Annotated in this window: 19 protein-coding genes; 5 read left to right on the forward strand and 14 right to left on the reverse strand. The window is 43.2% G+C overall.

Features of this window, described 5'->3' with window-relative positions; genetic code table 11:
* Positions 1-230 precede the first annotated feature (230 nt).
* The 9 genes from BV372_RS20955 to BV372_RS20995 all read right to left on the reverse strand — a co-directional run bounded on the left by BV372_RS20955 (position 231) and on the right by BV372_RS20995 (position 11,061).
* The gene (locus tag BV372_RS20955) at positions 231-1,913 is read right to left on the reverse strand and encodes a DUF1565 domain-containing protein (protein ID WP_086688426.1); all 1,683 of its coding nucleotides are present in this window, start codon (positions 1,911-1,913) and stop codon (positions 231-233) included.
* A gap of 396 nt (positions 1,914-2,309) precedes the next feature.
* Positions 2,310-2,507, reverse strand: a complete 198-nt coding sequence (locus tag BV372_RS20960; RefSeq protein ID WP_086688427.1) for a hypothetical protein — start codon at positions 2,505-2,507, stop codon at positions 2,310-2,312.
* Between the two features lie 91 nt (positions 2,508-2,598).
* Entirely contained in the window at positions 2,599-3,252 is a 654-nt protein-coding gene (locus tag BV372_RS20965) for a low-complexity tail membrane protein (protein WP_086688428.1), read from the reverse strand.
* Positions 3,253-3,389: 137 nt separating this feature from the next.
* Positions 3,390-6,518: a translation initiation factor IF-2 gene (infB, locus tag BV372_RS20970; RefSeq protein WP_086688429.1), complete on the reverse strand. Its 3,129-nt coding sequence runs from the start codon at positions 6,516-6,518 to the stop codon at positions 3,390-3,392.
* Between the two features lie 135 nt (positions 6,519-6,653).
* Complete coding sequence (locus BV372_RS36535; protein ID WP_179198177.1) at positions 6,654-6,830, reverse strand: hypothetical protein; 177 nt, start codon at positions 6,828-6,830, stop codon at positions 6,654-6,656.
* A gap of 112 nt (positions 6,831-6,942) precedes the next feature.
* Positions 6,943-7,218: a YlxR family protein gene (locus BV372_RS20980; protein WP_086688430.1), complete on the reverse strand. Its 276-nt coding sequence runs from the start codon at positions 7,216-7,218 to the stop codon at positions 6,943-6,945.
* Between the two features lie 147 nt (positions 7,219-7,365).
* Positions 7,366-8,658, reverse strand: coding sequence for a transcription termination factor NusA (nusA, locus tag BV372_RS20985; RefSeq protein ID WP_086688431.1), 1,293 nt, complete (start codon positions 8,656-8,658; stop codon positions 7,366-7,368).
* A gap of 267 nt (positions 8,659-8,925) precedes the next feature.
* Positions 8,926-9,387, reverse strand: a complete 462-nt coding sequence (rimP, locus tag BV372_RS20990) for a ribosome maturation factor RimP (protein ID WP_086688432.1) — start codon at positions 9,385-9,387, stop codon at positions 8,926-8,928.
* 231 nt (positions 9,388-9,618) lie between these two features.
* Positions 9,619-11,061, reverse strand: coding sequence for a hypothetical protein (locus tag BV372_RS20995; RefSeq protein ID WP_086688433.1), 1,443 nt, complete (start codon positions 11,059-11,061; stop codon positions 9,619-9,621).
* A 261-nt stretch (positions 11,062-11,322) separates the two neighbouring features.
* On the opposite strand from BV372_RS20995, the gene BV372_RS21000 reads away from it, so the two are divergent.
* A complete protein-coding gene (locus tag BV372_RS21000; RefSeq protein WP_086688434.1) occupies positions 11,323-12,057 on the forward strand; it encodes a peptidoglycan-binding protein in 735 nt (244 codons plus the stop codon).
* 31 nt (positions 12,058-12,088) lie between these two features.
* On the opposite strand, the gene BV372_RS21005 is transcribed toward BV372_RS21000, so the two are convergent.
* A complete protein-coding gene (locus BV372_RS21005; protein WP_086688435.1) occupies positions 12,089-12,982 on the reverse strand; it encodes a hypothetical protein in 894 nt (297 codons plus the stop codon).
* 284 nt (positions 12,983-13,266) lie between these two features.
* Entirely contained in the window at positions 13,267-14,808 is a 1,542-nt protein-coding gene (gene radA, locus BV372_RS21010; protein ID WP_086688436.1) for a DNA repair protein RadA, read from the reverse strand.
* A gap of 170 nt (positions 14,809-14,978) precedes the next feature.
* Here radA and rpaB point away from each other — a divergent pair, with 170 nt between their 5' ends.
* The 4 genes from rpaB (at position 14,979) to BV372_RS21030 (ending at position 18,566) form a co-directional block, all read left to right on the forward strand.
* Positions 14,979-15,707: a response regulator transcription factor RpaB gene (gene rpaB / locus BV372_RS21015; protein WP_045868271.1), complete on the forward strand. Its 729-nt coding sequence runs from the start codon at positions 14,979-14,981 to the stop codon at positions 15,705-15,707.
* 53 nt (positions 15,708-15,760) lie between these two features.
* The gene (locus BV372_RS21020) at positions 15,761-16,423 is read left to right on the forward strand and encodes a cofactor assembly of complex C subunit B (protein WP_086688437.1); all 663 of its coding nucleotides are present in this window, start codon (positions 15,761-15,763) and stop codon (positions 16,421-16,423) included.
* Positions 16,424-16,429: 6 nt separating this feature from the next.
* The gene (locus BV372_RS21025; RefSeq protein ID WP_086688438.1) at positions 16,430-16,948 is read left to right on the forward strand and encodes a DUF456 domain-containing protein; all 519 of its coding nucleotides are present in this window, start codon (positions 16,430-16,432) and stop codon (positions 16,946-16,948) included.
* Positions 16,949-17,882: 934 nt separating this feature from the next.
* Complete coding sequence (locus tag BV372_RS21030; protein ID WP_086688439.1) at positions 17,883-18,566, forward strand: PEP-CTERM sorting domain-containing protein; 684 nt, start codon at positions 17,883-17,885, stop codon at positions 18,564-18,566.
* 261 nt (positions 18,567-18,827) lie between these two features.
* Here BV372_RS21030 and nblB read toward each other — a convergent pair whose 3' ends face one another.
* From nblB to mutT, 3 genes are all read right to left on the reverse strand, one after another.
* A complete protein-coding gene (gene nblB, locus BV372_RS21035) occupies positions 18,828-19,490 on the reverse strand; it encodes a phycobilisome degradation protein NblB (RefSeq protein WP_086688440.1) in 663 nt (220 codons plus the stop codon).
* A 183-nt stretch (positions 19,491-19,673) separates the two neighbouring features.
* The gene (locus tag BV372_RS21040; protein ID WP_179198179.1) at positions 19,674-20,138 is read right to left on the reverse strand and encodes a CBS domain-containing protein; all 465 of its coding nucleotides are present in this window, start codon (positions 20,136-20,138) and stop codon (positions 19,674-19,676) included.
* A 93-nt stretch (positions 20,139-20,231) separates the two neighbouring features.
* Entirely contained in the window at positions 20,232-20,672 is a 441-nt protein-coding gene (gene mutT, locus BV372_RS21045; protein WP_086688442.1) for an 8-oxo-dGTP diphosphatase MutT, read from the reverse strand.
* Positions 20,673-20,861: the final 189 nt, after the last annotated feature.

Consider the following 20,861-nt stretch of genomic DNA (forward strand, 5'->3'; position numbering starts at 1 on the left):
GAAACAATGAAAATAACGATCTTGCGTTGTTTCAGCCTCTATTTTTAAGGCAGGTCTATTGTCTTAATCAAGTTTCTCCTGTGTTCAGTTCTTAATATTAGGTTTGTTTTTATACTGTCAAACCCATAACCCATTGCGATCGCAATTCCTCAATATGAAACTTCAGTGGGCGGAAAGTAATTGAGATTAGGGGCGTTTAGTCCGTTTATTTCCGCCACACTGTACTGCGGTTACGGAACTGTGACTACATAGGTTGATGGAATTGCTGGGGCACGTCCCGCATTTACCAGTGCTTGGTAAACAAAAGCAGCAACTTCTGCCCTAGTGGCATCACGATTAGGATTGAGTTGCTTAACCGTGGGATAGTTGATCACTAATTGCCGTGCAGTAGCAGCAGCAACTTGATTAAGTGCATATTTAGGAATTTGAGCAGCATCAGTGTAAAAACTCAGGATATTTTGATTATCCGCAGTTAAACCTAAACCACTAGCTAAAGAAACTAGAGCTTGCACTCTCGGAATTTGCTGCTGTGGTTTAAAAGTCCCATCAGGATAGCCAGAAACAAATTGACTCTGGTAAGCAGATTTAATTGCTGCGTAAGCCCAAAAATTACTTTTGACATCCTTAAATTCAATCGCTGCGCGTTTAGCTGGCGGTGTCAAAGCCTTGGTAATAATAGTGGCGAATTGAGCGCGTGTCACAGGATCGTTCGGTTTAAAGCTGCCATCCGGAAAGCCAGCAATAATTTGTTGAGAGGCTAAGGCTTCGATATAGCCCTTTGCCCAGTAACCTGTTGGGACATCGTTAAAGGCAGTAGCACCGCCAACGTTTGCCGCAACAAAATCTACTGAACCAAAGATGCGCTTTTGATCGATATCATTGCCAATAGCGACAATCTTATTAGTTTTAGTAGCATTGTTCAGATCATAACGAGTGTTATTGCGGATGAGATTACCACCAGGATTTTCAGTAGTACCCAAGTCTGGTAGGGCATCAATAGTTACTACAACGCCATCTCGTTTATTATTCTGAATTACATTCTGACGTAGGATTGGCTTAGCAGTTTCCGAGATAAAAAGACCGTCTTGGTTTTGGATGATTTGGTTTTCCGCGACTAAAGGTGTAGAAGAACCACCGATTGCAATACCAAAACCAGTATCCTGAAACAAGTTATTCCGAATTTCTCCTTGGGCAGATTTAGCCACTGAAACCCCATTGCCTTTGTTTTGCACAAAGATATTGTTTTCGATTTTGGGATTTCCTGTACCTGTGACAAAAACCCCCTCTCTGACACTGTTAGCAAAAGTGTTATTTGTAATCAGTGGATTAGTAGATTCTACCCATACACCTGTACCTCTTTGATTCGGGTTAGTGACACTAATACCTGCGATTGTCGTCCCGTTATCAGCAAGAATTGTAATATCTTGTCTAGCAAAGGTGCGACTAGTATAAAAGCCTCCACCTGTAATTACTACTGCTTGGCCTTTGCTTGCTTCATCACCTCGCAGTGTGACTCCTGGTTTCAGCAAGAGTGGAAAGGTTTCTCCACTTTGCTGGTTATAAGTTCCCGGAGCCAGCTGAATAACTGTTCCTGCTTGGGCTTTACTCAAGGCAAAAGTAATAGTTTTGTTAGGCGCAGCTTCCGTTGCACCAGCACTAGCAGTATCTGCGCCAGTAGCTGGGTTAACGTAAATCACAGTTGCAGTTGCAGGAACTTGGGCTGTCAGAGTTGGCGCGATACCCTCTGGGTGCATGGGATCAGCATTTACTACACCAGGTAATAGTATTAAACCGCTGGAAAAAACCAACACAGTAGTGAGTCCAGCTCGTAATGGTAGATGAGATCTCAGACTACTGCCAAAAACAAAGCGAAGATGTTTCGCTAGAGAAATGTGAAAACCCCGATATATCATTTCTTCCGTCTGTGAATTGCTGAATTACGTTACCTTAAACAAGGTTTTAGGTAGCAGCTATCTAGCTATCAAACCCATGCCAAACTATACCGGATCATCAGCGTTTGATCAGCTAAATTTTGAAATACCTAAATAAAAAACAGTTTTTATTTTATTAAGCCTTACAGCCTCAAAATTAACGCATTAAATTAGCTGTGCAAACCAACTAGGGTGCGCCACACTTCGTTAACGCACCCTATATATTGAATATTTTTTTAATTGGAAGTTCCTATTGAAAACAGATTAAGCCAATGTAACTAATTTTAAATATTTATAATATTTAAAGTGGAAGTTGAAGCAAAGTGGCTACTGTCAACTTCATCATTTGCTAGCAAACTGAAAATAGGTACTTAATTTTTAGTAAGCTAGTGTTTCTAAAGTTTCTCGCAAATACCGTTGTACTTGCTGTTCTAAACGCAGTCCCTGTGATTGTATCTCATGTTCTAGTTGCCAGCGTTGGAAACCGGAACTAGCGGCGATCGCGTATTTGAGGCTGTGCCAAATTTCACTATCATGAGTGAATTGGCGATCGCTGGAAGCTGGAATTTGAGTCATAGTGTTTCATTCCTCAGTTTTAAATTCACAACTTGTAGCAGTTCTTAGTTTAAGCAAATACAATCTTGCCCACATAAGATAGTATATCTACTTAAAGTTCATCGGAGTTTTGCTCTAGGGGCGGTTGTGAACTTGTGTTCCTCCCGATGAGGGATTGAAATAACTGGGGTAATATGTTGTTTACCCGTACCCCTACGATAGTAAAATCCTGCTGAATCTTCTCTAAAGGTAATGGTTTTATGGCAGCAAATTCTGTGTCATTGGTCACCAAAACTCTGGCTACGCTCACGGGAATTTGCAAAAATAGATTGCTTGCTAGAAAAGCTAAAGCCGCGAGCAGCAAGCTTAAGCTACGCCATTGGGGTAGAAAACCGACAATATTTGCTACTCGTGGAGCAACTTGGTATATCTGCCACAACACCCCTACTAACAATATTGCTGCTAAAAGAGCCAACGCGCGATTTAAATTTGTATTAATTAAACAAAGAATTTTTCGTTGCTGCTCAGTCAAATTTTCTGGCTTGAGCGCGACTCCCAAAATAGCAAATATGTAAAAAGGGCGACGGAATTGCATCCACAGGAGAGGGAATACTCCTATGGCTGCAACCAAAAATATCTCCATCCATACCGGTAAGAGTGGCTCACCTATGGACAGAAACAATAAACACAAAAACAAAAAAATCGGCAGCGTCGCCAAACCAGCGACGTGAATCCACAATATAGGTTCAGAGCGAAATGATGACATAGCTACATTTATCTATTCTGAGCTATGAGTGCTGAGTTGTAAGTTTCAAGTTGCGAGTTTTGAGGATGAAAAATAAAAACTTCTTCAACTCAAGACTCAGATCTTTTACTCTGAACTCAGCACTAGTAGACTCAGCACTACTTCGTCATTGTCAGGGTGCGACGCTTAGTTACCATTTGATAGGCTTCGATGATGTCACCTTCAGCCCAATCATGGAATTTATCAACGCCAATGCCGCATTCATAACCAGCGTTGACTTCACGGGCATCCTCTTTCATCCGTTTTAGGGAGTCAAGAACACCTTCGTAGATCACCTTACCGCCACGACGTACCCGCACTTTGCAGTTGCGGACTAGCTTGCCAGATAGAACATAGCAACCGGCAACCGCACCACGACCGACTGGGAAGACGGCACGAACTTCGGTTTGTCCCAAGGGTTCTTCTACCAATTCTGGTTCTAGTAGTCCTTCCAAGGCTCCTTGAATATCTTCTAGGAGTTTGTAGATGATGTTGTATTCGCGCACATCTACACCAGCCTCATCGGCGGCTTGTCTGGCTCCACTAGCATAAGTGGTATTGAAACCAATGATCACTGCGTTACTAGCAGCGGCTAAGTCGATATCTGTCTCGGTGATTTCCCCAGCGGTAGCTAACAGCATCCGGATTTGGACTTCGTTTTGCGGGATTTGTCTGAGAGATCCCACAATTGCTTCCACTGAACCTTGCACATCTGCTTTCAGAATCAAGTTGAGTTCTTTCAACTCGCCTTCTTGTGCCTGAGCCGATAGGGTTGTGAGAGTAACACGTCCTTGTAAGAGGCGGGATTGACGTTGTTTGTCCGCGCGATCGCTGGCCAATGCACGTGCTTCTTTTTCGTTCGCGAAGACCTCGAAGTCATCGCCTGCTGCTGGTACATCGCTTAACCCCAACACTTCGACAGCAAAGGAGGGACTAGCAACTTCTACTCTTCTGCCTCTGTCATCGACCATAGCCCGGACTTTACCGAATGCCGAGCCAGCTACCAACATATCTCCGACATGCAAGGTGCCATTTTGAATTAACAAGGTAGCAACTGCTCCCTTAGCTTTATCCAAATGTGCTTCAATGACAGTTCCTTTGGCAACACGGTCTGGGTTGGCAGATAGTTCGCCCACTTCTGCGACCAAGAGAATCATTTCTAGGAGTGTATCCAGGTTTTCACCCTTAATCGCACTCACCGGAACCATAATCGTCTCACCACCCCAGTCTTCTGCGGTCAAACCATAATTGGTAAGTTCTTGTTTGACGCGCTCTGGTTGTGCCCCTTCTTTGTCAATTTTGTTGATGGCGACGACAATTGGCACTTCAGCGGCCTGAGCATGGCTAATGGCTTCGATCGTTTGAGGACGAACGCCATCATCAGCAGCTACTACCAAAACAGCAATGTCTGTCACCCGCGCTCCCCGTGCCCGCATCGCTGTAAAAGCTTCGTGACCGGGGGTATCAAGGAATACTATTTGATGTGGTTGACCCTCATGTTCTATATCAACATGGTATGCACCAATGTGCTGAGTAATACCACCAGCTTCGCCAGCAGCCACTTTGGTTTTGCGAATCGAATCCAGTAGCGTAGTTTTGCCGTGGTCTACGTGTCCCATAATTGTCACCACTGGCGGACGGCGATGGAGATTTTCCATGTCTGCCACATCCAGCATTTCTGTGACTTTACGGGCTTCTGCTTCTGGTTCGGCAGTTTCCACTTCTACTTCTAGCTCTTTTGCTACCAAAGTAATTGTTGGAATATCCAGATTTTGGGTGATACTCACCGCCATGCCTTTCATGAACAGGATTTTCACAATCTCTGTATCAGCAACAGCCAAGACATCAGCCAGCTCTTGTACTGTCAGCGGGCCTGTGACCACTACTTTTTCTGGACGCTCACGCTTAACCTCTACTTCTTGGCGACGGTTCTGGTCGCGGCTGGAACTAGATTTTTTATTACCTCTAGCAGTTGGCGTGGCAATAGCTAGTGCTGGTTGCTGTGCAGGTCGAGCCGCCTTTGGTTTAGGAGGACGGGCAATGGAAAGGCTGACCTGGACTGTAGCTGGAATTTCTAGACCTTCTTCATCTAGTAAATCTTCTTCCTCAAAATCATCATCTAAGACTGGCTTAACCCGCTTGCCTTTGACGCCAGCTTTGCCAGACTTTTCTTTGATTTCATCAATAATTTCTTCTTCTTGCCACTTCTTACCACCTTTAGTCGGACGTGGTGGTGTGGGGCGTTTTAAGTCGAGAATGTCGCTAGGAATAGCCTCATCGACTGTTGCCGCTTTCGCCTGTCCGCCTTGCATCGGCCTTGGTGGTGTAGCAATAGGCATTGCTGCTACGGCTTCACTCGGACGTACTGGTCTGCTTGGCCGTTGCGTGTCCCCAAATGTTGCTGGTGCAGAAGGAGGTCGATTTGTTCTGTGTTCCGGTTTGACTGGTCCTGGAGTAGGACGAGCCTGTTTTTGTGGTACAGACTGTGAAGTTTGGTCTGTGGTCGGCTTGGCAGCCCTAGGCTTAACTTGCTCTCGTTCGTCTTCTACCGGACGTGGGCGTTCGCGCTTAAGGATCGGCTTATCCGCCTGACTAAGCTGCTCTGACGCTGGCGGGGCTTCTGCTGCTGGTCTTGCAGGTGGGGCAACTAGTTGGGGTTTTGGCGCTTTTTCTGGTTTAGCTCTGGATGGAACTACTTTTTCCTGTTTTTCCGCAACTATTTTTTCTTTTGGCTGTGTATTAAGCGTTTGATCCGCGTCTGTCACAGCTGGTTGCTGTGTGGTCTCAGACAGATTCCGGGGTACGGGTCGAGTTGGTGCCGTCGGCTGCATGGGTGAGACTGGTGTAGCGAAAGGCCGTGGAGGTGAAAGAGGATTAACTTCAGACGAAGCAGTTTGGGTATTGCTAGCAACTGACGCCTCTGAGGCGTTTGGAGTAGTATTTCTCAATATTTTGGGTTTACGAATTTCCAAAATTTGTTGTTTGTGAGGTAGGACAGGTCGGTTTCTTGAGCCAGCTTGTGGCGCGTTTGTTTGATGAGTGGTTATACCTGTTTCTTTTCTATGTGTTCCATTCGTAGCTGCGAGTTTTTCCGCAGCCGAACGGATGTGTTCTGCCTCCGAATCTGAAATTGTACTGCTATGGCTTTTGACCGCGATGTTGAGCTGGTCGCATATTGCTAGTAGCTCTTTATTATCCAAATTCAATTCCTTTGATAATTCATAGATTCTAACTTTGCCGTTGTTCATCCACTCTTCCCCTTTAATTTACAGTTTTAGCGGATGGTTGCCTGGTTTGTGACATCTCCATCCTTTGACTACTGTTTTTTGGTTGCCGTTTAGATTTTGTCGGTGCCTCCAATCAGGAAAGAGAGATGTCTCGGGTTAATGCTGGCATCCCCACCAGTAATGATGATGGACGTCAAACCGCGCCTGAGCGCTACCAGGTTGCCATTCTGTAGTTTTTTGTTTTGCTGATTCTGAGTCTTCCACAACACAATCTAGTAAAACTTGTGGGGGTATTGCTCCGCCTCTTTTGATTTTATGAGAGCCGTTTGTCAACTACACCCCTTTACTATTTTGGCACTAACCCCAGCAATCAAGAAAGGATATGTTGCTAGCACCTGTTCGGCTCTTGGCACAATTCCTCATAGGGATTACCGCCACAAATTTTTTAAACTAAAATTTGATTTTGGGTATTGCTTTTGGCTAGACGCTGCCACAATGTCTGATACAGTGTTTCTGGCACTGTTGCATGTAGCGATCGCCCTAGTCGATTTTTTTTTTGAGCCGCTTGTAGGCAGTTCGTTTGTGGGCAAATATAGGCAGAACGCCCCATGCCCTCATCTAATTGTACCGTTCCCGACGGAAAGACGCGGACAATCCGCCAAAACTCTTCTCTTAGTGCTACTTGGCGGCAACTAATACATCGCCGATAATTCGGTTTCATTGCTTTTTTGCTACCTCACCTCAGCAGTTTGGCTAATAAAATAGTGGATAACCATCTATCTTTACTTGTACCAAATCGCTAAATCAAAGGTAATTATTAATAAGTTTCCTGTAAAAAATAGTACCAAAACTGCATGAGGTCAATAAACTACTCGTCATCATTATTGTCAAAAGAGTCATCCTCTAATTCTAATTCTTCCTGATTTTCATCATCTTCTAGCTCCAATAGATCTAACTCATCTTCATCTTCATCTTGCTCTGCTTGATATTTTGCACGAGAAGCTACAAATCTAGCATCTTCTGCTGCATAGTCGTATTTAGCTTTATCTTTGATGTCAATCTTCCAACCAGTTAGACGGGCTGCCAAACGAACATTTTGTCCTTCTTTACCAATTGCCAAACTTAGTTGATCTTCAGCCACCAGTACGTGTGTTTGTCGAGTTTCTGGGTCCATGAGGCGGACTTCGTCCACTCGGGCTGGACTCAGGGCATTAGCAATGTAGGTTGCTGGGTCTGGAGACCAGCGGATGACATCGATTTTTTCACCGCGCAATTCGTTTACTACCACCTGAATCCGCGATCCCCGCGCGCCGATACAGGCACCTACTGGGTCTACATCGCGATCAAGAGTATCAACAGCAATTTTAGTCCTAGGGCCTACGTAACGGGAAGGAGGATTGGCTTCCCTTGCCACGGCTACAATCCGCACCACTTCATCCTCAATTTCTGGTACTTCGTTGGCAAATAAATAAACTACCAAGCCAGCATCAGCGCGAGACACTAATAACTGTGGTCCCCTTTGCTGTCCTTGAGAAACTTTTTTGAGATATACCTTAAAAGTGGCATTTGCTCGATAATTATCATTGGGCAGTTGTTCGCGTTTTGGTAATTCGGCTTCTACTTCTGGCTGACCAAAACCACTGCTCACAGCCAAAATTACCGATTGGCGCTCAAACCGCAAAACTCGTGCCTGCAATACAGTGCTTTCCAGATCTTGGAACTCTTCTTGCACCATCTGACGTTGCTGATCCCGCAGTTTTTGTGCCAATACCTGCTTGGTTTGCATTGCCGCCATCCGACCAAATTCACCTTGGTCTGGGGTCACATCTAGGACCACAGAGTCTCCTAACTGAGCTTCGGGAGCTACTTGTTGCACTTCGTCTAAAGATATTTGATGGTCAGAGTTGCTGACTTCTTCAACAATGCTTTTAGTGGAAAGAACGCGGAAACCTTCTCCTTCGATATCGAGCTCTACCTCAAAATTATCAAAGTAATCTTCATCAAACTGTTTGCGCTCTAAATTTTGGGCGCGACGATAGCGTTCATAACCTTTGAGCAAGGCTTCTCTAATCGCTGATTGAACTGCAAGACGAGGTAAATTGCGCTCACGACTTATACTTTCAATTAATTCTTTTAATCCAGGTAAACTAACCATTGACATAAGCAATCTCCTTAAATTTTACGTAAGCACGCGGCACAACTTTGGATTTTATATTTTGGAATTTAGATTAAATACTTAGGATTGGCGATAGTAATTAGCTGGTAATAGTACTTCAGCCCTACTACCAACTTCTTCCCCAATTACCGACCCAAAATCTGTCTTTAAAAGTTTGTTAGGTCGGGCTAACCTTCCTGACAACGCCAGTTGCTTCAAGCCGGGAAACCCGTCCAACGCACTGGCTCAACTTTTTGCAAAATCTAAAATCGATTAACGGTGCTCATCCAATTGCACCCTAGTAATTTGGCTGCGAGGAATTTCGACTACACGACCTTTTTGGTTTAAGTAAACTGTTTCCTCATCCCGGCGAATCAACTGACCAGTCCACTCTTGCTGTCCGTCGTAGGGTGGGGAAGTGGAAATGATTACAGGAAATCCTTTGAAGGAAATAAACTCCCTGTCTGTCACCAGTTGCCGCGAAATACCAGGACTTGACACCTCCAAGACATAGGTATCTGGAATGATCTCCACCGCATCTAAGGAGGCTTCTAAAGCACGGCTCATGCGTTCACAATCATCTAATCCAGTGTCTTGCTGGGGATTGCGAATATCTACCCGCAAAACTGGCGGATTTTGGTTAGTATGAAAAACCACACTAACAACTTCCAACCCCAGTTCTTCTGCCACTGGTGTTGCCAATTCAATAATTTGTGGGACTAAGGGATGAGCCATGCAAAAATCCAATAAAAAAAGTGGGCATCGACCCACTTCCTGCGATAGGGATATCTTCCAAGAAGTCTTGTGACGAACCTAATAAGGTCCGACTCTAATCTGAGTTTAGCGCATTTCTTTTGGAGGGACTAGAAAGAAATTATTATATAGTCATTTGTCAATAGTCAATAGTCCTTTGTCATTGGTTATGGACCATTGATTATTAATTATTCTCCCTGTCCCCCTGCTCTCTTACTTTTCCCTCGTTGTGAGCGCACCACCGCTCACTACTGGCTGAAATGGTACTTTTGTGCGTAATTGCCTAGTTTGTTCCACAATTTGATCTATATCTTCTTGAGATAAACGCTGAACGTAGTTAAGCTTGACTTCCTCTAAAAAGTCGAAAAGCAAACTCTGAATTTCGGAAAGTACGTGTTTTTTCTGCACTTCTGCACCTAAGGCTTGGGTGAAGCGTTCCACCAGTTTGCTAGTGAGTTTTGCCGCTACGGGATCTTGGACTGCACTGACCAGAGCATTGTAAAGGTTATTGATAATTTGGGTTGCCAGTTGCTCGCTAATCTGGGTTTGGGTCTGTCCTACGCCTGGGAGCATTTGCAAGTTACGATACATGGGCACTTGCTGAAAAACAGTGTCGATATTGTGGCGCAAAATGGCAGTGAGTTCTGGTTGGATTTGCGGCAGTACTTGGTAGACGATGGTTTGCACTAAAAGACCTGCGATCGCTTCTATTTCATTGACATTATTAATATCTATATATTGGCGTACATTCTCTTGTTGCATGAGCCAGCGCGTGAACTCACCTTGCTTAATTGATCCCTGAATCTGGTTAATTACCCTGACTACGACGATTTCGGTGATTTCTTCCGCAAAGTTGGCGACAATTCCCTGATTAATTTGCCGCCATACCGGACGTAAATTGAATAACCGCGCTTGATCGAGGCGGATGACGACGGGGATAACTCGCAACCATCGCCAAAACGGCAACAATAATAATAGATCGTACCAACGCCACAACACAGCATCTAGCCAGCTAAAACCTGGATGGCTGCGTCTGATATAAAAGCTGCGTACTAGCAACTCTAGAGCGAATAAACCGATAAAAGGTAAGTCAATTAGCCAAAAATTATCCAGAAGTTCGCCATCTTCTCCAATACGGCGGTAATAATTTGTGGAAATTAAGGGTCGGATTTTTTGGTTAAAAAAGTTAATTTCTTGATTCCAGCCTTTTTGAGATAAATATGCTTGACTCCAAAAAGTTCTAAAAGCTTGCTTTGCAGATTCTTGACGGACGCGATCGCGCATCCTGTTTTTGATTTTTTCTAAAGTTCCACTCTTACCCACGGCTGCAAAGGGATTGCTGTCAATTATCTCAGTGCTGAGTTGGCTAATGTCCTCTAGCTTTGTTTGGACTTGAGGCGACTGTAACCCTGTCTGGCTTACCTGTTCTTCTAGTGCGTCTACTGTTTTGAGATAATTATTGGTTTCTCTATGGGCTTCAATCCCTTTAATTGGGTCATAAATTTGAGTAATTTGCGGAAATCGCCGCCAGTAAAAATCCCGCCAAGGTACGTAACTTAAATCAAACAAAACTAAGCACAAATTCACTGTGGCAGTAATTGCCATCAACCTTTCAAAGTAAAGTTGTGGCCGCTTTAAAGATTTAAGATTAGCCATTTTTTTAGTGTTGAATTATACATTTATTGTATATAAGTCTTTAAATTATATAGTTTTAGAGCCTTCCAGATTCCACCACCACTAATTAAAAATCATTCTTAAGATGGATGAAAAAATAACAATTAACTATTAATTAAATTAACCAATTAAACTATTTTTAATCAAAAAACATTAATAATTGCGAAAACAGATGTTAAAGAAACTTAAAATGCTCCTGTAAGCTTTTATATTCTGCTGATTTAACCCAAAGGAGTTTAATTTATGTGGTGTGGCTTTGGAAAATCCAGCGTTACCATTGCGACTGCTTGCCTGATAACAGCAAGTCTCGTAGCTTCCAATACTTCTTTCGCTGCTCGCCAGCGTAACTACACGCCACAGCAGTTCCGTGCTGTGTTACATGGCTTAGGCTATAAAGTGACGGTAAACAATTCACCCTTGACGGATAACGAAACAAAACAAGCAATCACTGCATTTCAAAAGGGATACAAGTTACCTGTAGATGGGATAGCAGGGCCAAAAACTCAAGATTGGGCTGCTCAGATAGTTCAAATTTTGCAGGCAAACTTGAATGTGGTGCTTAAGCCCACAACCCCCCTGCCCCGCGATCAATTTTATGGTCCTCAGACACAGGCAGCGGTAAAGGAGGCTCAGAAAAAATTTCAGTTACAAGAAACCGGCATTGCTGATTTAGCATTCCGCCAAAGGCTGAATCAAGAGGCTAAGTCAGCCATAGGCCAGCCGACAACCCAGCCAACACCTACGCCGACGGCTACGCCAACATCTACGCCAACATCTACACCGACGGCTACACCAACACCTACGCCGACGGCTACACCAACAACCAGACCAACAACTAGACCAACAACCAGACCAACAACCAGACCAACAACCAGACCAACAACTAGACCAACGGCTACGCCGACAGCTACACCAACACCTACGCCGACGGCTACACCAACATCTACACCATCTCCGACACCAACATCTACACCCTAGCCGTTACCACTAAAGTAATGACCTCGAAGTGTCAACGTGTCTGATTTGGTTCTTCTAAAGGTCTACCTTTAGGTGTAGGTAAAATAGGACGACGGTCGTCGTAAGGCATCGGAATATACTGAACCGTGGGTCTTCCTCCTTGTGGTTGGGGATATAGATCCATGAGATCGTAAATCGAACGGGGCAGTCCGACTGTTATGGGCAGCCCCATTTCTGTTGCTTCCTCCACAGTGATGGGATAGTCGTGGGTGACGCGTCCAGTTGTCAAGGCTTCAATAATTGGTTCAATATTTTCTGGGTTAACTTTTTGTTTGGGGATACTGTCTTTCAGCAAAGTTCGCACAAAGCGCTGTACTTGTTGAATTGCTTTGCCTGCAAGGTCTGCCATGATTAAGGTTTGGTCATCAACTTCGCTGATGGGTTTATCTTTAACCACTTTGAGGATACTAGCTGCTGGGAAGTTACCTAATTGGGGATCAACTGGCCCTAAAACAGCGTTAGCATCCATCACAATTTCATCAGCAGCAAGCGCCAGCATCGTACCGCCACTCATTGCGTAGTGAGGTACAAAAACGGTAACTTTTGCTGGATGGCGAATTAATGCTCTAGCGATTTGTTCGGTAGCTAATACCAAACCACCAGGAGTATGCAAAATTAAGTCAATTGGAATTTCCGGTGGAGTGAGGCGAATTGCCCGTAGTATTTGTTCTGAGTCTTCGATCGTAATGTAGCGCGATAAAGGTATCCCTAGTAAACTAATAGACTCTTGGCGGTGAATTAATAAAATCACCCGGCTGTTACGTCCCCGCTCAAATTCTTGTAAAGCACCTACACGTCGATATTCTATTTGACGCTTTTGCCAGATTGGTTGCAGAGAAGAGAGAAGAAGAAAAATCCAGAATAAATCGCCAATACCAAATGCCATAGAATTGATTGTCCAAAAATAACGGTTCTCGTCATTAATTGTGACAATTTTCAGGCGATCGCAGTTCTATCTGGAGGTCTATCTGAGGGTTGACTAAGCTATGTGATTTGGTAATTTTGGGTGAGAGCTATGATGGTGGGTTTTGCTGTGGTGTGGCGTAATCAAAATCTTTTAGGAAGAAATGAAACCACCGATAAACACAGATGCACACCGATATTTATCTGTCTTTATCGGTGTGCACTGTGATTAAAAATTGTGAAGCATGGGTTTTAACTCATGTCAAACTACTCATCTTCATCGGGTAATAAATCGTCTTCTGTCAGTTCTTGATGGGGGATGGCGGCAATAATCGCATCTATTACTTTGGAAACTGGTAAAATCTCGATATCAAGATCGGGGAATTTTTGTCCTTTAGGGACGATCGCTCTTTTAAATCCGAGTTTAGCCGCTTCTTTTAACCGTAGTTCCATCTGGGAAACCGATCGCACTTGTCCCCCTAACCCGACTTCGCCTATCAAAACTGTACCTGGATCGACGATGCGATCGCGGAAACTGGCAACAATGGCGATCGCTATTCCCAAGTCTACGGCTGGTTCTTCGACATTCAACCCCCCTGCCGAGGCTACGTAGGAATCTAGCTTCGACATCGGAATTCCTACCCGTTTTTCTAAGACTGCCAGAATTTGCACGAGGCGGTTATAGTCTATGCCTGTGGCTGCACGCCGGGGTGAGGGGTAGCTGGTGGGACTTACTAAAGCTTGCAATTCCACAACAATCGGGCGAGTACCTTCACACGCGACCACAATTGCTGTACCAGGAGCCGGATCGTCACGATTACCTAAAAATAGCTCTGAAGGGTTGGGAACTTCACGCAATCCGTGAGATACCATTTCAAAGATACCGATTTCGTGAGTTGCCCCAAAACGATTTTTTACTGTCCGTAATAACCGATGGGAAGCAAAGCGATCGCCTTCAAAATACAATACTGTATCAACTAAGTGTTCTAAAACTTTCGGTCCGGCGATCGCACCTTCTTTAGTCACGTGTCCCACAATTAACATCGTCACGTCTTCGTGCTTTGCCACTTTCATCAGTGCGGCTGTACATTCCCTAACTTGAGCTACTGAACCTGGTGCAGATGTTAGTGCTGGAAAGAACACTGTTTGGATACTATCAATTACTGCGACATTGGGTTTCAAGGAGTCTATTTCCCGCAGAATTTCTTCTAAATCGGTTTCTGGCAATACATATAAATCTGCACCTATACTGTCAGGATCTATACTTTTAGGATCTATGGAAATAGGTATCGCTGCTGCTATGACTGGATTCTCATCGCCAACTACATTGACACTTTTTGATACTCCTAAGCGCGAAGCTCTTAATTTTACCTGTTGTCCTGATTCTTCCCCTGTCACATAAAGGATGCGGTATCTCTGCGCTAATTGATTCGATACTTGAAGCAGTAAAGTTGATTTGCCAATTCCTGGATCGCCGCCAATCAAGACCATTGAACCGGGAACAACCCCACCACCCAGCACTCGATCTAATTCTCCATAACCGGATTCCCATCGGGCGATTTGGCGATCGCTAATTTGGTCAAATGTGAGAGAAGATCTCGGTTTAGCTGGTTTAGCATGAGACTTGCCGTTGCTTTGACCTGATTGCCAACCACTCACTCCCCCCCGGCTGGGTATATCCACTGATGATTGGATGGAAAACTGCTCCTCTAAAGAGTTGTAAGTGCCACAAGCTGGACACTTGCCAAACCACTGGGAAGATTCTGCTCCACAATCGCTACAAACGTAAAAGGTTTTGGACTTCGCCATTCTTAAATCTTATTAAATAATCTTAATTTTTCCTTAATTCTTGGAGAAAAGAAAAGTTCAATAATAGTAGTAGTTACGGCTTTTTTTCATTCAATTCATGGAATGATATCTTAATATTATGGTATTAAAAATTAATCATGAAAAATTTTAGTTAAGGAGCATTGAGAAACTTGGAAAGTCATAAAGAAAAAATCTTGGTGGTAGACGACGAAGCCAGCATTCGCCGGATTTTGGAAACGCGCCTTTCCATGATTGGCTACGATGTAGTAACGGCTGGCGATGGAGAAGAAGCTTTGGAAACTTTTCGCAAAGCTGACCCTGACCTAGTGGTTTTGGATGTAATGATGCCAAAACTGGATGGCTATGGTGTGTGCCAAGAATTACGTAAGGAGTCAGACGTCCCCATTATTATGCTAACAGCTTTGGGGGATGTAGCCGATCGCATCACTGGTTTAGAATTAGGTGCTGATGACTATGTAGTTAAACCTTTTTCCCCAAAAGAGCTAGAAGCCCGCATTCGCTCTGTCCTACGACGGGTTGATAAAACCAGTGCCTCTGGTATTCCCAGTTCTGGGGTAATCCACGTTGCCAATATCAAGATTGATACCAATAAGCGGCAAGTTTACAAAGGCGATGAGCGCATTCGCTTAACGGGGATGGAGTTTAGCTTGCTAGAGTTATTAGTCAGCCGTTCTGGAGAAGCTTTTTCCCGTTCGGAAATTTTGCAAGAGGTATGGGGTTACACACCAGAACGCCATGTAGATACCCGCGTGGTAGATGTGCATATCTCCCGTCTGCGAGCCAAATTGGAAGACGATCCTAGCAATCCCGAATTAATTCTTACAGCACGAGGTACTGGTTATTTATTCCAACGAATCATTGAACCTGGGGAGGAATGAGGAGCAGGGGAGCAGAGAAGCAGAGGAGACAAATGACTATTGACAAATGACAAATGAATAAACCCGATCCCAATCTAGTTTTACGGCGTCTACCGATAGTAGTTGGTTGTTTAGGCGCTGTACTTTTGCTGATTAATCGTTTATTAACACCAGAACTTACCGAATCCCAAGCACGCGGGGATGTATTGGGTGTAATTTTGAGTGCGGTGTTAATTTTGACTGGTTTAATTTGGCAGCAAGTACAACCGCGATCGCCTGATACTGTACAACTGATTGGGGAGGAAGGTTTTGTGTTGGCGGCAGATTTACCAGAAGCCGTAAAAACAGAACTAGCTTGGGCATCGCATTTATTATTAACTAACACAGTCACGCGATCGCTAGTAGTTTTTTATCAAGGTAAGGTTTTGTTACGTCGCGGTATTTTAGCTCCTAAAGCTGAGGTTGTACCAGGGCCAATTTTAAAAAGGGTTTTGGAAACACAAAAAGCAGTTTATTTAGTAGCTTTAAAAGTCTATCCAGGACGGATTGAATTTGATTATTTGCCAGAAAATACTCAAGGTGTAATTTGTCAACCTCTTGGTAATCAAGGTGTATTGATTTTAGGAGCAAATGCACCTCGCAGTTACACCAAGCAAGATGAAAATTGGATTAGCGGAATTGCTGATAAATTAGCTGTTACTCTCAGTTCTTATTTGCAAGTTGGATCAGACAATTAAAACTTTATGCAAATTATCTATTGGTTACTGGTTGCGGTAATGGTTGTGGGTATCATCGGCGCTGTAGTTCCTGCCATTCCTGGAACCAGTTTAATATTAATTGCAATTATTATCTGGGGAGTAATTAGCAGTTCCTTTGCAGCAATTAAGATACCACTGATTGTCACAGTTATTGTGTTGCTTCTGAGTATTGGGGTAGATTTCTTAGCTGGCTATATAGGAGCAAAACAAGCAGGTGCTAGTAAATGGGGACAAATTGGCGCATTTGTCGGCTTGCTTCTGGGTTTTTTCGGATTATTACCAGCTTTACCTTTTGGCGGGCCGCTGTTAGGCATTTTAATCGGGCCATTGTTGGGAGCAATTATCGGTGAATACCTGTACCAACGGCAATTAGGATTGGCAATTAAAGCTGGGATCGGAATTGTTGTCGGAACAGTGGTTGGAAATTTAATTCAAGGGGTATTAGCGATCGCCGCAGTTGTAGTTTTCGTGGTGACAACTTGGCCCCAGGTTTTTGGTAGCTAGAGTTTGATGTAGAGTTATCATAACCCTAACAAGATCGTTGGACTCAGCACTTGTGCGGACTCCAAGAATTTGAACCCCGCGTAAGCATAGAGAAGCCGAAGCGGAGGTTTCCTAACTTGTAGCAACTGGCACGCAAATTTCATTTGCCAAGGCTGGACTATTTTTAAACGTATCGAATATAGGTAATTGTAGGGAGGCAATATATTGTCTCCCTACTGTTGCTTTTGTTATGAAAATTAGGCAGTTAAATTATTAATAAACAACAATTCCTTAATTTATAAAAGACAGTAATACTAAATTGCTATCTGTGTTTCTTCCCTCCCCGGAAGGTGTTGTGGGTGGCAATCTAGGTCGCAATGGCAGATACTACTTTTGCTTACGGCTTAGTCTAATAAACTAAAATACAATTTCTTAAATTTTAATTTATAGTCTCTTCGCGTTGAGTTTATACAAAAATCAAATACAGTTTATATAAAAATCAACATCTTTATTTTCTAGAAATCAGCGCGTATCAGCTACTCAATTGTGTAGTAATCTTTAAAAATAAAACTTTTAAGCCCGCCAATTATACTGAAGCGAAACTACTGTAGTTTGAGGAAAATACCGTCAATTAAAATACTGTCAGATTAGGGCCATAAGAAAGAACACTATGCAAGTAATGAAGATTCTATCAAGTTACATAGGTAGACCTTGCGTATTAATAAAAGGGTATGTAATTCTGTAGAAGTAACAAACACATCATCAACTGATTACCAACAGGGCAATTATTCTACCTAAGTTTTAATACAGCAATCTGATATAGATTATGAATACGAAATGCATTTATACTCTATTTTCTAACTATCTCTTGCATTCATAACTAGTTTTAAGATTGCTGCCTAATAATTAATGCATTCGGTCTCGTTGATTCTTTTATAGGAGCCTTAAATTTACAATGTTTGGTTTTAAATCTAAACTTATAAACGCAACTTTAGCAGCTAGTTTTGCAATCCCCTTGGCTACTGCTGGGATGTTTACCTCTGCTGGTTCTGCTCAAGCAGCTGCCCTAACAGGTAGTTTTCACTACAATCCTTACGATAACCCATCTACTGATAATCTGACCACAGTCAACTTTTCTAAATCTGCCCTAACGTTTCTTCCCGATCCAGGAGCAGTTGCACTTTCATTACAACAGGGAGATTTTACAGCCTTTAAAAAAGCATATATCTATGGTTTTAATACTAACCCTTTCTCTGGTCCGGTAAAATTCCTTGATCTTGGTACTACCTTAAACTTGCCTGAACCAAATGGAAAGGATGTTTTGAAACTAACTTCTTTTGGTAATGCCTCATTTTCAGATCAGGCTAACGGTAAAGCAACAGATGTTAATATTACTTTTCAAGGCTTCTTTGAAGCAGCAGATGGGAGCTTAAGCTCAGCAGATGGATATATTACTTTAGCCATTCTGGGGGGTAAAAACATCGTTGAAAAAAATTACAATGATGGTTTATTGCAAGCTGCGAGTTTTACTGGTCTTGCAGCAACATCTGTTCCCGAACCAACAACAATACTAGGCTTGGGTGCTGTAGGTGCAGTGATGGCTATGTCTCGCCGCCGCAAAACTCAAGTTACTTCTTGAGTATTATCTCAAAAATAAATGGTGAGAAATCTAGGAGGTAAAACTATTATCAAGAAAACAAATTTGTAAAAAATTATTCAAATATATTCGGTTTGCATTAAGTGTTATAGCTGTAAGTTCGTAGTAATTATTTAAGCAATTACTGCGAATTTTCTTTTGTAGCGCTTTTCAGTTGGATGCACCTATATAAAAAGGGCACAAATTTTTGTACCCTAAAAGATTTCTATTTCAAATTTTCCACAAGTTTATTGAAATAAGAAGTTATACCGACTGCAAAGATTTTTTAGCTTCATTGGCGATCGCTTCTACTTCATCATCTACCAGAGTTTCTAATACAGCTTTCGCATCTGCTCCACCCAAACGGCTCAAAGCTTGCAAAACTCTATAGCGAACTTGCCAATCTGGATTGTTCGCATAGGGAGCTAACAGTGGAACTGCATCTATATTTCCCAACTCGCCAAAAGAACTAATAGCAGCAGTTTTAATTAAGTCATTTTCAGAAGCGAGTGCTTCTTTAAGTAGTTCAAAGCCTCGCGGATCGCCTAACTCTCCCAATGTGGCGATGATGCTAAATTTTACCAGCCATTCCGGAGTTGCATTGTAAAGTTGCTGCAAGTCTTCAAAAGCTGCTTCTAGTTTCAGCGCACCCAAACAGTCTGCGGCTGCTGCTTGGACATCTGGTTCGGGGTCACTCAGCAGTTCGCGCAGTAAATTTAAAGATAACTCTAAATCTTGTCCCCCTAATGTATCCATCTGACTCACTGCTGAGTAACGGACACGAGCACTGCTATCACCAACTGCACTTTGAATAAGTTCAAAGCCAATCGCTGGTTCTAGTTCACGAATTTGATTCACAGCTCGCAAGCGATCGCCCAAATCTTCAGAACTGAGCAATTGCTGAACCGACTCAGGAGTAATACTCATTTACTTATCCTAAATTTTCCAAAAGTTTAAAAAACAGTAATCAAGAATCAATATCTGTTTGACTCTTGGCTTGGCCACAAAGGACGCGGAGAAAGGGACACGCGGGGACGTAAAGAGAAACCAGTATCTTCGCTTCACAAGCTGAGAAACCCGACAACGCAGCGCTGTCTCACCGCGTCTTCTTCAATCTTGACTTGCTGCCATTGCGCGAACAATGTCACCACGAGTGAGGATACCAATTACTTGACCCGCGCTGTCAAGTACCGGCAGACGGTGAACGCTGCGATCGTGCATGATTCTGGCTGCTTCCTTTAAAGTTTTGTCAGGGGAGATAGTAACCGGGTTCTTGCTCATCACTTCCCCAACAGTTTGTCCTAGTGCTTTGTGCAAATCGCGGTCATAATCAACAGGATTTTGTAAATAGATGACACTATCGAGAAACATGATGTAAGCCGGAGGAGTTACACCTGTTTCTTGCCACATTAAGTCGGTTTCTGAGATAATGCCTGCCAATTTACCAACATCATCCACTACAGGTAGACCGCTAATACGTCGTTCTGCCAAAATTTGAATGGCTTCTTTCAGGGGTGTTTCAGATCGAACCACAACTGGGTCACGGCTCATCACGTCGGCAACGGTTTTAGGCATTTGTTTGCTGACACCTTTTATCAACGTCTTTGGGATTATTTTAAAAAATTGCTGGTCGCAACCTGATGGAGTTAATACATCGTTACTTCCAGACTACGCCAGAAAATTACTCGCCTTTGCATTTTGACTTTGCCTTAACGCTGCGATAATTTGCACATTTGCCTTGGGAAAAGCAAACTGTTCTAAATCTGCTAAATTCACCCAACGAATTTCATCGCATTCCAGCGCCTGCGGTACACCTGTCAGATGACAACAGTGATGTACGGTCAAGGTAACGCGTAACTCTGTATAAGTATGATCGATGGTAATTAGATGTTCTCCTACGGCAATTTCTATTCCCAGTTCTTCATAAATTTCCCGTTGGATACATTCTTCAACAGTTTCACCAGGCTCGATTTTGCCGCCAGGAAATTCCCACAAACCACCCATTGCTCCCCCCGCACGACGGCGATCGATTAAAATTTGCTGCTGCTCGTTCCAAATTACGGCAACACCAATAATTTTGTGGGGTAACAGAGAACTGGTTTCACTCATGATTTATGGGAAAAAGAAGTTAGTATCGGCTATCTAATAATAGAACTCGGCAGATAAGTTAACTTGCCGAGTTTATATTTTATTGCCCTCTAAAAATGAATTTATTTAGCCGAACTATTATTTTTTTATGAATGGTTCATTGTCGGTATTTTACCGTAAATTGCGAGTTTTTGCTTAGATACTGCTCGC

The organism is Nostoc sp. T09, assembly GCF_002154695.1.
In the GTDB taxonomy this organism is placed as follows: Bacteria; Cyanobacteriota; Cyanobacteriia; order Cyanobacteriales; family Nostocaceae; genus Aulosira.

Excerpts from the sequence above, each read along its gene's own strand:
- mutT (WP_086688442.1), bottom strand. The coding sequence starts at position 20,672 with ATGAGTGAAACCAGTTCTCTGTTACCCCACAAAATTATTGGTGTTGCC.
- BV372_RS21040 (WP_179198179.1), bottom strand. The coding sequence starts at position 20,138 with ATGCCTAAAACCGTTGCCGACGTGATGAGCCGTGACCCAGTTGTGGTT.
- BV372_RS21020 (WP_086688437.1), top strand. The coding sequence starts at position 15,761 with ATGAATAAACCCGATCCCAATCTAGTTTTACGGCGTCTACCGATAGTA.
- nblB (WP_086688440.1), bottom strand. The coding sequence starts at position 19,490 with ATGAGTATTACTCCTGAGTCGGTTCAGCAATTGCTCAGTTCTGAAGAT.
- BV372_RS21030 (WP_086688439.1), top strand. The coding sequence starts at position 17,883 with ATGTTTGGTTTTAAATCTAAACTTATAAACGCAACTTTAGCAGCTAGT.
- BV372_RS20995 (WP_086688433.1), bottom strand. The coding sequence starts at position 11,061 with ATGGCTAATCTTAAATCTTTAAAGCGGCCACAACTTTACTTTGAAAGG.
- radA (WP_086688436.1), bottom strand. The coding sequence starts at position 14,808 with ATGGCGAAGTCCAAAACCTTTTACGTTTGTAGCGATTGTGGAGCAGAA.
- BV372_RS20960 (WP_086688427.1), bottom strand. The coding sequence starts at position 2,507 with ATGACTCAAATTCCAGCTTCCAGCGATCGCCAATTCACTCATGATAGT.
- infB (WP_086688429.1), bottom strand. The coding sequence starts at position 6,518 with ATGAACAACGGCAAAGTTAGAATCTATGAATTATCAAAGGAATTGAAT.
- rimP (WP_086688432.1), bottom strand. The coding sequence starts at position 9,387 with ATGGCTCATCCCTTAGTCCCACAAATTATTGAATTGGCAACACCAGTG.
- BV372_RS20955 (WP_086688426.1), bottom strand. The coding sequence starts at position 1,913 with ATGATATATCGGGGTTTTCACATTTCTCTAGCGAAACATCTTCGCTTT.
- nusA (WP_086688431.1), bottom strand. The coding sequence starts at position 8,658 with ATGTCAATGGTTAGTTTACCTGGATTAAAAGAATTAATTGAAAGTATA.
- BV372_RS21025 (WP_086688438.1), top strand. The coding sequence starts at position 16,430 with ATGCAAATTATCTATTGGTTACTGGTTGCGGTAATGGTTGTGGGTATC.
- BV372_RS20965 (WP_086688428.1), bottom strand. The coding sequence starts at position 3,252 with ATGTCATCATTTCGCTCTGAACCTATATTGTGGATTCACGTCGCTGGT.
- BV372_RS20980 (WP_086688430.1), bottom strand. The coding sequence starts at position 7,218 with ATGAAACCGAATTATCGGCGATGTATTAGTTGCCGCCAAGTAGCACTA.
- BV372_RS21000 (WP_086688434.1), top strand. The coding sequence starts at position 11,323 with ATGTGGTGTGGCTTTGGAAAATCCAGCGTTACCATTGCGACTGCTTGC.
- BV372_RS21005 (WP_086688435.1), bottom strand. The coding sequence starts at position 12,982 with ATGGCATTTGGTATTGGCGATTTATTCTGGATTTTTCTTCTTCTCTCT.